This is a genomic window from Streptomyces sp. V4I8 (assembly GCF_041261225.1).
Lineage (GTDB): Bacteria > Actinomycetota > Actinomycetes > Streptomycetales > Streptomycetaceae > Streptomyces.
In genome coordinates this window covers 4,520,405-4,532,234 of record NZ_JBGCCN010000001.1, presented here as the reverse complement: position 1 = coordinate 4,532,234, position 11,830 = coordinate 4,520,405, and the positions used below count along the sequence as shown (strand labels likewise).

General features: G+C 66.8%; 7 protein-coding genes, 1 tRNA gene and 1 pseudogene. 7 read left to right on the top strand and 2 right to left on the bottom strand.

From position 1 onward, the window contains the following. Positions 1 to 270 precede the first annotated feature (270 nt). The 4 genes and pseudogenes from ABIE67_RS20365 to ABIE67_RS20350 form a co-directional block, all read left to right on the top strand. Positions 271 to 639 (top strand): annotated as a pseudogene (locus ABIE67_RS20365) (transposase); the annotation flags it as partial. A 226-nt stretch (positions 640 to 865) separates the two neighbouring features. Further along, entirely contained in the window at positions 866 to 2,092 is a 1,227-nt protein-coding gene (locus tag ABIE67_RS20360; protein WP_370259268.1) for a PP2C family protein-serine/threonine phosphatase, read from the top strand. A 789-nt stretch (positions 2,093 to 2,881) separates the two neighbouring features. Next, the gene (locus ABIE67_RS20355) at positions 2,882 to 4,867 is read left to right on the top strand and encodes a nitrate- and nitrite sensing domain-containing protein (protein ID WP_370259267.1); all 1,986 of its coding nucleotides are present in this window, start codon (positions 2,882 to 2,884) and stop codon (positions 4,865 to 4,867) included. Then, the gene (locus ABIE67_RS20350; protein WP_370259266.1) at positions 4,864 to 5,283 is read left to right on the top strand and encodes a roadblock/LC7 domain-containing protein; all 420 of its coding nucleotides are present in this window, start codon (positions 4,864 to 4,866) and stop codon (positions 5,281 to 5,283) included. Before ABIE67_RS20355 ends, ABIE67_RS20350 begins: the two co-directional genes overlap by 4 nt. Before the next feature lie 142 nt (positions 5,284 to 5,425). On the opposite strand, the gene ABIE67_RS20345 is transcribed toward ABIE67_RS20350, so the two are convergent. Then, positions 5,426 to 5,498 (bottom strand) — tRNA-Arg (locus ABIE67_RS20345). Positions 5,499 to 5,816: 318 nt separating this feature from the next. Continuing rightward, complete coding sequence (locus tag ABIE67_RS20340; protein ID WP_370259265.1) at positions 5,817 to 6,215, bottom strand: hypothetical protein; 399 nt, start codon at positions 6,213 to 6,215, stop codon at positions 5,817 to 5,819. Positions 6,216 to 7,303: 1,088 nt separating this feature from the next. Between ABIE67_RS20340 and ABIE67_RS20335 the strand changes: the two genes are divergently transcribed. From ABIE67_RS20335 to ABIE67_RS20325, 3 genes are read left to right on the top strand one after another with little or no spacing between them, the layout of a single operon-like run. Then, positions 7,304 to 8,887: a class I adenylate-forming enzyme family protein gene (locus ABIE67_RS20335; protein ID WP_370259264.1), complete on the top strand. Its 1,584-nt coding sequence runs from the start codon at positions 7,304 to 7,306 to the stop codon at positions 8,885 to 8,887. Positions 8,888 to 8,942: 55 nt separating this feature from the next. After that, on the top strand, positions 8,943 to 10,211 hold the full coding sequence (gene hemA / locus ABIE67_RS20330; RefSeq protein ID WP_370259263.1) for a 5-aminolevulinate synthase: 1,269 nt from the start codon (positions 8,943 to 8,945) through the stop codon (positions 10,209 to 10,211). Further along, a complete protein-coding gene (locus tag ABIE67_RS20325; RefSeq protein ID WP_370259262.1) occupies positions 10,208 to 11,749 on the top strand; it encodes a long-chain fatty acid--CoA ligase in 1,542 nt (513 codons plus the stop codon). The genes hemA and ABIE67_RS20325 overlap by 4 nt, the downstream gene beginning before the upstream one ends. Positions 11,750 to 11,830: the final 81 nt, after the last annotated feature.

Genomic DNA, 11,830 nt, shown 5'->3' with positions numbered 1-11,830 from the left:
CGGGTTCGCGGGCAACGCGGACTTCACGGGCCCGAGGAATGAACGACGCCGGTCCACACACGACGGCAGCCGGGACGCATCGAGCTTCTTGCCGAGCTCACCGTTGACGCCAAGGGATGCCTGGTGCAGGTAGAAGCCCTTCAAACAGGCCGCCGCAGTCAATAGCGCCGAGCGGCCGTAAGGGTGCTTGCCGACCCGCCACGGTTCCCCCAGCGGCATCCGGACCTCGGCGCCGACGACACCCATATAGCGCTCAAGATCCCGCAGCGCCATGAGGCGCTCAACTGCGGGAACGTCGAGGTGCCGCGACTGCGGCAGGTGCTGGCCCGGCTGCCGCAACCCGAGGCCGCCGACGGACGCCTGGTCCTCGCGGTGGACGTCACCCACTGGCTCCGTCCGGACGCGCCGACCAGCCCGGACCGCCTGTTCTGTCACGTCTACGGCCGCAGTGGACGCTCCTCGGACCAGTTCGTGCCCGGCTGGCCGTACTCGTTCGTCGCCGCGCTGGAGTCGGGCCGGACCTCGTGGTGCCAGATCCTGGACGCGCTGCGGCTGGGACCGGCCGACGACGTCGCCGAGGTCACCGCAGCTCAGGTCCGCCGCGTGGGTGAGGACCTCATCGACATGGGCCGCTGGCACCCGCCGGTCATACATGCCGCCCCGGGTCGCTGACGGGTAGCTCGGGTCGACTGTGGCGCATGGGTCGGCCGAGGTGGGCGGGGATACGCTAGGAATATTGCGGACAAAAAGCGCGTACTCAGTGGCGGCTCAAGCATTGGTGACCAGGAGGTGCCTGGGCCCGTCGTCCGGCGAGTCCGTGATGCCGACGAGAGAGGCGCAGAACGTGGCTGATAAAGGATCTTGGTTGGGCGGCTTGCTGTCGTCGGTGGAGGAGGCGTCGCCGGTGGACTCGGTCGCCGTGATGGCACGGGTCCTGCAAAAGCAGATTGCCGCGGTCGAGGTGTCCTTCCTGATCACGGACCTCGGTGGCAAAGCTCTCGTACGGCTGACCGGGGCGGCTGTTAAGGGTGACAGGGGATTCCCAAAGCAGATCGAGCTGTCGGGCACCGTCTACGACCAGGTGATCCGCTCCCAGCAAGTGCAGATGGAGGTCGGTAAGCGGGCGGGAGAAGCCAGGTCGGCCGCGGTCCGGGTCCTTGCGCCGGTGACCGACCGTGGGGACGCGATCGGTGTGCTGGAGCTGGTCTTGCCCGCTCCTCCCGACCGGCAGACCGCACAACTCATCTCTGAGGCCGCCCACGCTCTGGCCTACGTGGTGATCGTTAACCGCCGCTTCACCGATCTGTATGAATGGGGCCGGCGCACCACACCGCTGTCCCTGGCAGCCGAGATCCAGCACCGCCTGCTACCCGATTCCTTCACCTGCGATGCCGGCCGGTTCACCGTCGCCGGTGCGCTGGAACCGGCCCACGACATCGGCGGGGACACCTTCGACTACATCCTCGACCATCGCGCCCTGCACCTGTCCCTCACCGATGCCATGGGCCACGACGTGCAGGCCGCACTGCTGGCCACTGTGGTCGTCGCCGCCCTGCGCAACGCCCGGCGGGCGGGCGCCGACCTGGCCGCCCAGGCCGAGGACGCCAATCGGGCGGTCGCCCACTACGCCGGCCAGGCCCATCAGGCCGTCTCCGACCAAACCGAGCAGGTGCATCAGGCCATCGCCAAGCACGGCGGCCAAGCCATGGTCACCGGTCAACTGCTACGTGTCGCTCTCGACACCGGCCACACCACCTTCGTCAACGCCGGCCACGTCTGGCCGTTGCGCCTGCGTAACGGGAAGGTCCAGGAGATCGCCCCCCTGGTCGACTTGCCCTTCGGCATCACACCGCACCCGGGGTACCGCGTCCAGAGCCTCGACCTACGTCCGGGCGACCGCCTGGTCCTCCTTACCGACGGCATGCTGGAACCCCACGGCACTGACTTCGGCCTGCGCGATCTGATCGAGCAGACCGGCGACTTGCACCCGCGCGATGCCGTGCGTGTCTTCACCGAAGCCGTCCTGAAGACCACGAACCACGACCCACGCGACGATGCCACCGTTCTGTGCCTGGACTGGCCCGGGCCCTGATGCGACGAACCCGACGCTGACACCGAGCAGGCCTCTTCTGTACTCAACTGGTGCGGGTAGTGCGCCCAGATGGCTGCATGGCACGGCCAGCCGCAGCGCGGACAGTAGGGCGGGCTGCTGCCTGCTCCGATCAGGCGAGGCACGCCCTGCCCAGGCCGCAGAGCTCTGACAGAGCCTGCCGGCCTAGGGCGCGGGCCCCAAGAGCCGCCGCCGTCGTGCCGTGTCACTGCCCGCCCTCTGCATCGCGCCCCTCCGCAGAACCCGGTCGAGCCGGACCGTTCTCGAACATGACGAAGCGCACGCCCGGAGGGTCGATCGGGACCTTCGCCCTGGAGGGGTCGATCGACGGGCCGTCGTACGCACTTGGCGTCCCGTCCGATCGGGCCGTGGATGCACGGCGAGCCGGCGAACACTCCCGCTGATCGCGCCGGGCCATGCGGTAGGCCGACCAACCGCCCTGATGCGCTGGGCAGAGGGCGCTGCCGACACCGCTTGCCTCTGACGCCGAACACCTGTCCTGCGCGGTCACACTCGCCTGGCCTGCGGTGTGAGGGCGGCGCAACTGAAGTTCCCACGAGGGCTAACAGGTCGGAAACCGGCCGCTACGGCGGTCGCGCTAGCTTCGTGACTATGAGGGTGTGGACGCCATCTCGGCCGTCGCTCGGCAGGCTCGGCGCAATCGGCAAGGGCATTCTCGGCAGGGGCGGTGCCGGGCGCAGCCACGGCGGCCAAGCGGCTCCCGGCCGCCGGCCGATGCCTGGCTGGCGCAGCATCAGAGGCCGTGTGGCGGTGGTCATCACGGTTCCGATCTGCTTGCTGCTGGTGGTGGCCGGTCTGGCCGTGTACGGCCGCGCCGAGGCCCTCGGCGACGCCCGGACGACCCGTGCCGAGGTCGGCCTCAGCCTGCGGGTCCAGGCGCTGGTACACCAGCTGCAACGCGAACGCGGCCTGACAAACGGCCTGTTGGGCGGTGAAGAGAGGTTCCGCTCACCGCTGGCAGCTACTCGCAAGCGCGTTGACACGGCGTTGCGCGCAATGCGCCCTGAAAGCGCCGTAGAGGATGTCATCCAGCGGCACTTACGGCGCCTCGCCGCCATCCGCGCCGCCGCTGACACGGACACCGCTGCCGACAGGGACACCGCCGACCGGACCGCCACCCTTGCCTTCTACACCACCGCCGTCAACGCTCTCAACGCCGTCGACCCGGTGGCGGAGACCGCGACGCGCGCCGACCGTCAACTGAGCGACAGCCTGGCGGCGTTGAGGGAACTGGCTGCGGCCAAGGAGTCTGTAGCTCTCGAACGCGGTCTCCTCAACGGCGTGTTCGCCGAGGGTGCCTTCCACGGCCGCGAGTACCTCGCCTTCACCGAGGTGCGCGCCACGCGCGTCGCCGCCCTCGCCCGCTTCCGGCAGGTCGCCACCGCACCCCAGCGCGCTGCCCTGGAGAACGCCTTCGGCACCGAGGACGCCGAACGCGCCACCGCCTACGAGAATAAAGCGGAAGGCACCGCCGACGGCTCCGCCCTGCGCGCCGACGCCGGCACCTGGTGGGACGCGATGACCGTACTCGTCGACGATCTGTACGCCGTCCAGCGGTCGGTCGGCGACGACGTACGGGACCGGGCCGACCGGCTCAGCCGCGACGCCGAGCTGGGCCTCGCCGCCTATCTCGTCGCGGGAACGCTCATGGCCGCCCTCGTCGCCGGCCTCGCCGCCTTCGCCTCACGTTCCCTCACGCGCCCGCTCAGCGCACTCGCCGAGGCCGCCCACGACGTGGCGCGGCACCGGCTGCCCGCAACCGTCGCCCGTATCCAGCAGTCCCCGCAGGACCACGTCGAGCTTCTCCCGTCGGCGGACGCGCGGGAGAACCCAGGTTCACGGCTGCTGGGCGGTGCGGCGGAGATCGCGGAGGTCGCCGCGTCCCTGGAGCAGGTGGAACACACCGCCCTCCACCTGGCCGCCCAGCAGGCCGGCCTGCGCCGCAACACCACCGAATCGCTCGCCAATCTCGGCCGCCGCAACCAGAACCTCGTGCGTCGTCAGCTCAGCCTCATCAGCCGCCTGGAACGGCAGGAACTCGACCCGGACGCCCTCGCCGAGCTCTTCGAGCTCGACCACCTCGCCACCCGTATGCGGCGCAATGCCGAAAGCCTGCTGGTCCTTGCCGGGCAGAATCCGCCGCGGCCCACGGCAGCACCTTCCGGCGGCCTGGAGGTCGTCCAGGCCGCCGTCGCCGAGGTGGAGCAGTACCGTCGGGTCCTGATCGCGACCGTGGAGCCGGTACGGGTGCGCGGGCACGCCGTCGCCGATGTCGCCCACCTCCTTGCCGAACTCATCGAGAACGGGTTGATCTTCTCGCCACCGACCGAACCGGTCGAGGTGCACGGCTGGTACGACGCTGAGGACGACACGTACAGCTTCGCCGTCGTCGACCACGGCGTCGGCATGTCCGAAGCCGACAAGGAACGCGCCAACGCCCGCCTCTCCGACTCCGGTGAGGAGGCTTTCCTCGCCGCACCCACCCGGTTCCTCGGTCACCTCGTCGTCGGCCGACTCGCCCACCGCCTCGGTGAAGGCGCGCAAGTCCACCTCTTCGACACCACCGGCGGCGGCCTGTCCGCACTCCTTGTCCTTCCCGGCCGGCTGCTCGCCCCCGCACAGGACCCCTCCACCACACCCCCGCCCGCCAAGCCCGCTGTCTCCACCCTCCTCAACGGCTTCCGAGCAGGTGTCGCCCGCGCCGAGGCCCGAAGCACACAAGGAGTGTCATCGTGACCACCGCCGTCCAGAGTTTCGGCTGGCTCATCTCGGAGTTCGCACGTACCACCGACGGCGTCACCGACGCTGTCGCCGTCTCCTCCGACGGCCTGCTCATGGCCGCCTCGGACGGCCTCGGCCGAGATCGGGCCGACCACCTGGCCGCCGTCGTCTCCGGCATCACCAGCCTCGCCCAGAACGCGGCGACGACACACGGCTTCCACGGCATGAAGCTCGTCATGATCGAAATGCTCGGAGGCTTCCTCATGGTCGGTCGCATCCGCGACGGCAGCTGTCTCGGCGTCCTCGCCGCCGAGGGATGCGACGTCGGCCTGGTCGGCTACGAAATGGCCGTCCTCGCCGACCGCGCCGGCGAACTGCTCACCCCGCAGTTGATACGCGAACTCAATTCTGCGCCCCTGGCCGCGGGATAGTTGCGCCGCGCTTCGGCTACCTGCGTCTCAGGACCGCACATCCGCGACAGATCTCCAACGTCCGCGCGCACCGATGTGTGCCACGGGCGCAAAAGCCCTCCCGTCCGTCGGACGGAAGAGCCTTTGACCAGGTGTTCCTCTGTGCCCCCGGCAGGATTCGAACCTGCGACACCCGCTTTAGGAGAGCGGTGCTCTATCCCCTGAGCTACGAAGGCAAAGGCAGGGGCTTGTAAAAAATCTTGGAGAAAACCCAGCGAGTGGATCTTCAGCCGAGATGTACAAGCCCGCTGGTCAGTGGGGGTGCGCTGGTGCTCGCCACGGTTTCCCGGGCGGACATCTGGCGCGACCTGACCGCTGACGTGAACAGCGTAGCGGATCGGGGCGGAGCAGTGGTGTGGAGTACGGGGGCTGGGGTGTTGCGAAGGGGTTGACCTGCAGTTTTCCTCGCAGGGTCGGTTGGTGTCCGTCTCGGTCTGCGCGTGGTCGGAGGCTCGGTTTGTCCGTTCCGTGGCGGACGTGGAGCCGAGGTCGTTTCAGGTGGCGGAGTGACCGTCGCCGCCCCTTCTCCGCGGAGCGCGTCGGGTCGGATCACCTGCCGCCTGGCTGATACCGAAGCGCGGATCGCTGCGGGGCCGGGCCAGAGCTGATGGTCGAGTGCGTCCTCCAGCCGTGAGGGTGCCGATGTCTGGCAGGACGTCGCCGTTGAGGACTCGGGCGACGATGGAATGCGCGACACGGGCCACGCCGGCCAGTCCGCGAAGCGAGAGCTTGCGGGAGCGCATGGTGCGGTTCAGGCCGCTGGCGAGGATCAGCCCGCAGTGGGCGCTCAGTGGGGCGTCGTGGGTCAGGATGACCTCCGGCCAGTCTCCGTCCGCTACGTAGTACAAAGGGTGCTTGTCGTTGTACTGCGTGGCATGCCCAGATCGTGCCACGTGCCTGGGTGGTCGATCGGGGCCTTCGCGGCGGCAGAGGCCTGCTCCCCGTAGGGAGATGTGGTGCTGGGGGCCGTGACCCCGCCGGCGAGTTACCCCTCCTCTGGGTAAATCGGAGGGTGCAACAAGTCTTCGTTCACTGCGGGTTGGCATGTCAGGTTGCCCTCTTGGCACGCGGGGTGACGGTGACATCGAGGCCGAGGGCGGCGAGTTGGGCGATCAGGCGGCGGGTGTGGCGTTCCTTGCCCAGCCGGTTGGTGAAGTGATCGGGACCGAGGTCCTGGTAGGGGACGAGGTCGCGCAGGATGTGCCACCCCGGCGCCGCCCTCGACCACGTACTGCGTGTCGTCGCCGTGCCGCTTCGGGATCGCGATCCCGCCTTTGACGAGCTTCCCGTCCTCGTTCAGGGTCTTGGTGACCAGCGCCCAGCGGGCGTTCCCCGGGAGTGCGGCACCTCGATCACGCTGTCCGGGGTGGAATTGCCGACCTGCCTGCTCACTGGGGCCCGTCACCTCGACCAGCTTCGCTTCGAAGGGCACGTTCCCTTCGCCGAACCGCCGAACCGCCGAACCGCCGGCCCCCGGCTCGCACGCGTCTGCTGGGCCCTCCGGTGCCGAGTGCCGGGAAACCATGAGCTGTGGACGCCTGCAGCTTCCGTACGCCGACCGCCGTGACCAAGAAGGTCGCGCTGGAGCAGGCGTACGAGAAGGGAGTGGCGCGGCACCGTGCGGACGGCCACCCCGCACACCGTGCTGCCCGCACCCGAAGGACCACCCCGGACCCGCCCGACACCCGTGATCAGAAGTCACGCGATGGATCGAGGTCCAGGGCGAGTTGGGCGAACCGACTCGGCCACCCGGGACTCGAGCTCTTCCACACCCTCCCGGACCACGGTCACCTCCATCGAGAACACCGACGCCCTGGGTGGCCGTCCGGCACGCGCACCGAACGGCTACCCCGATCGGGATGCCTTCCGACACTCCGTTGTAGCCAGTCGAACGATCTACCGCTTACTTCAATTGCATGGTGAAGATTGAACGCCCAATTGGATGACGTCGTGATAGTTGGCTAGGTTAAAGGAAGGTCCCATGAGCCTGCCTGAGCATTGGTGGAGCGCAAGTCGAAGTTATGTCTCGGAGATCCTCTCGCTGCTTGCAGCCACGCCGGATCGAGATGTCGTTCATTGGCGTGGCGAAGCCTTCTCCGGTGGCGACCTGATCCGGTCCGTGACGGAATCATTCCTTGCGCTGCGCAACCGCGGAGTGGGCAAGGGGGATGTGGTGGCGGTTCTCGTCGCCCCCAACAGCCCTGAGATGCTCACCGTGCGGTACGCGACACATCTGCTCGGCGGCGCCGTGTGCTATCTGCGAACCACTAACCCTGGTACCAGGACAACGGTCCTTCCGCTGGATCACCAGATCCAGATCCTGCGCGAAACCGAAGCCGTGACCGTCTATGCCGATGCCGAGAGTTCGGAGCGCGCGACAGAGCTCGCTGATGGTAGTGGGCTCCCCGTAACGCGAGTTCAGGATGGGGAACGCAGCGAGGTCGGCCGGGTCGATGATGCCGACACTCCGGACGCCGTGTCATGGGATCCGGATGCGCTGGCCTTCATCGGCTTCACGAGTGGCAGCACCGGCCGGCCCAAGGGCATCCGGCTGTCGGGCCGCGCATGGGAAGCCACGATGCGTGCATGGATGGGCGTCGGTCGTGAATACGACTGTGCATCGATCCTGGTGTCGACTCCTCTGAGTCATGGCGTCGCCACGATGGTGGACGCAGTCTTCGCCCTGGGCGGAGCGCTCTATCTCCATGAGAGCTTCGATGCCGAGAAGTTCGTGGACACCGTCTCCGCGGAGAAGGAGGTCTCGTGGACGTTCATGGCGACGAATCACGTGTTCCAACTCATCGACCATCTGGCCGAGCAAGGAATCCATGACACTGCCGCTGTGGAAGCTGCGGGCCTGTCTTCGCTGAGGCGGATCGTCTACGGCGGCAGCCCCGCGGCACCCGCGAGAATTGCACAGGCTTTTCAGCTTTTCGGCCCTGCTCTGGCGCAGGGGTATGCCACGAGTGAGAGCGGTCGGATCACGATCCTGACACCTCAGGAGCACGGCGATCCGGAGCTCGCGGCCACGGTAGGTCGGCCCTTCCCCGAGGTGGAGGTCGTTGTCTGCAACTCGGACTCGGGTGCGCAACTGGCGGCTGGGGAAATCGGTGAGGTTCGCGTCCGCTCGCCTCAGATGATGGACGCCTATAACGGCCAACCGGAACTGACTGCACGAGTTATTCGTGACGGCTGGTATTTCACCGGAGATATCGGCCGTTTCGACGAGCGAGGCTATCTGACTCTTTTGGGCCGGGTGGCCCACGTCATCAAGGTCGGTGGCGTCAAGGTTCATCCCATAGTTCTCGAGGCGGAAATTCTTGCCCACCCGGGTGTCCGGCACGCCGCCGTCTACGGTGTGCAGGACGAGGATGGAAGCGAGCACATCCATGCCGCGATCGAATGCGATCCGGCTGAGGTGGTCGAGGTGGAAAACATCCGCGCGAGGATTGCTGAGGAACTGTCCCCGATTCACGTGCCCGAGAAGATACACGTCTTGAGCGCTCTGCCGATGAACAGCAACGGCAAGCCCGACAAGGTGCTCCTGAAATCTCAATTTTCCTAGCGTAGACCTTTCGGTTCGCAGGTCAATCCAACCGCTACGTCGAGAAGGCGAGTGAATGAACGTTCACCTGGCGTCATACCTGAGTGGGACAACCGCTGACGATCTTGCTGGAAGCAAGCGCGAGTTCCTGGAGATCGGCCGCCGTTCCGGTGATTACCCCATGGCCACTGCGCGGCAGGACGGGGTGGATTCGGAAGTAAGCGTCTGGTGCAGCAACGACTATCTGGGAATGGGCCAGAATCGCCAGGCCATCGCGGCCATGCAAGCCGCGATAGATAGCCATGGCGTAGGCTCCGGAGGTTCCCGGAACATCGGTGGAACCAACCACTATCACGTCCTTCTCGAAAATGAGCTGGCGGATCTGCACGGCAAGGAATCCGCTCTCCTTTTCACATCGGGATACACGGCCAACGAGGGATCGCTCTCCGTGCTGGCGGGGCTGCCGAAAGACACCGTCGTATTTTCCGATGCGAAGAACCACGCCTCGATCATCGACGGTCTCCGGCACAGCGGCGCGAAGAAGCACATCTTCAGGCACAACGACGTCGCCCACCTGGAAGAACTGATCGCGGCCGCTCCCGCCGACTGCCCGAAGCTCATCGTCGTGGAATCGGTCTATTCCATGACGGGCAACGTTGCGCCGCTCGCCGAGATCGCCGACATCGCGGACAAGTACGGTGCCACGACCTTCATCGACGAGGTCCACGCGGTCGGTATGTACGGCCCGCAGGGCGCCGGCATCGCCGCGCGGGAAGGCATCGCCGACCGGTTCACGGTCGTGATGGGCACCTTGGCAAAGGGGTACGGGACGGTCGGCGGCTACATCGCGGGACCGGCGGCCCTCGTGGACGCGGTGCGGACCTATTCGCGCTCGTTCGTCTTCACCACCTCGCCGCCGCCGGCGGTCGCGGCCGCTGCGCTGGCGTCGGTTCAGTACCTGCGGTCCTCCGATGTCGAGCGAAAGGCTCTCTCGGAGAACGCGCGGCTTCTGCACAGCCTTCTGATCGAGGCCGACATCCCGTTCATCTCGACGGACTCCCATATCGTTGCGGCCTTCGTCGGTGATGACGATCTGTGCAAGCGGGCGTCCCAGCTGCTGTTCGAGCAGCACGGGATCTACGTCCAGTCCATCAACGCCCCCAGCGTGCCCGCGGGCGAGGAGATCCTGCGGATCGCTCCGTCTGCCGTGCACGATCAGAAGGATGTCGAGACCTTCGCCGACGCCCTTCATGGGATCTGGACGGAACTGAACATCCCGACCGCGAGTGCCCGGGACTGGTCCACGTCCGAGCTCCGCGGTGGCGGCGCCCGCACCGCCGGATGACCATGTCCGTTGCAGGCGTGCTGGCCGACACCGCGGCGCAGCGACCCGACCACTCGGCCGTGATCCACGAGTCCGAGCACTTCACCTACGGGTGGCTGTGGGAACAGGCACGTCGCTACGCCGCCGTGCTGCGAGCCAACGGGGTACGGCCAGGAGACCGGGTCGCCATGCTCCTGGTCGACACCCCGCAGTTTCCCGTCGTGTACTTCGGCGTGCTGGCGGCCGGCGCCGTCGCGGTCCCGCTGAACGTCATGTCGACCGCGTCGGAGATCGATCACGTACTGACCGATGCCGACGCCCGTTTTCTGGTGTGCGCCGCCTTCTTGCTCGCCCAGGCGAGAGAGGCGGCGGAGCCGCTCGGCACCGTGCTCCTCACCGTCGGCCCAGGCCCCGCGGGCACTGTCGACCTGGAGAACGCGGCACAGGACACGGCGCCGATCGACGAGTCCGCGGTGCGGGAACCCGACGATGTCGCAGTCGTGTTCTACACGTCCGGTACGACGGGTGAGCCGAAAGGGGTGATGCTCACCCACCGGAACATTCTGTACAACGTCGAGAGGATGGTCACCACTCCGTACATGTTCCGGAGTGACGACGTATTGCTCGGGTGTCTGCCGCTGTCGCACGGCTTCGGTCAGATCTGCGGCATGCTGACTGGCTTCCGCGCCGGTATATCCATCGTCATGATGCCGAGGTTCTCCGGGCGGGAGGCCCTCGCGCTGATGACGGAACACCGATGCACGGTGTTCATGGGCGTGCCGACCATGTATGTCAAGTTGCTCGACGCGGTGGCCCAGGGGGAGCAGGTTCCTCGACTCGACCGCGTGTACAGCGGGGGATCGGCGCTTCCGGTCAAGACCCTCGAAGAGGTCCGAAGCACGTTCGGATGTCCTGTGTACGAGGGCTACGGGATGACCGAGACCTCCTGCAGCGTCGCATATCACTATCCTGGCGTGACTTTTCGATCCGGAACAGTCGGTGTTCCGATCACCGGCATCACTGTCGGTATAGCCCGGCCGAATGCCGACAGGGTCGATCTCCTGCCGGTCGGTGAGGTGGGCGAGATCGTGGTGCGCGGTCCGAACGTCATGGCCGGATATCTCGGTCGCCCGGATATCACCGCCGAGGTTTTGATCGACGGCTGGTTCCTTACCGGCGATCTCGGCAGGCTGGACGGCGACGGCTACCTTTCCGTTGTGGGCCGTAAGAAGGACTTGATTCTTCGCGGCGGCTACAACGTCTATCCGCGCGAAATCGAGGAGATCCTCGTCGGGCATCCGGCCGTGGCGCAGGTGGCGGTCATCGGTGTTCCGCACCCTGAGCTCGGTGAGGAGGTCTGGGCGATTGTCGTGCCTGCCCGGCCCGAGGACGTCACCGCTGGATCGGATGACGAGATCATCGAATGGGGCAAACAGCGTCTCGCCGCATATAAGTACCCTCGGCGAGTCGAGTTCACCGACGCTCTCCCGTTGGGAACCAGCGGAAAAGTTCTCAAGCGGATACTCGTCTCGGAATACGAGCCGGCCGTCAGCTCGTAACTGCAAAAGAAACAGAATCGCATCGGCGTAGCACCCGCGGCACGGCTGCGGGTGCTACGCCTCCGCTCAGGCATCGTACGT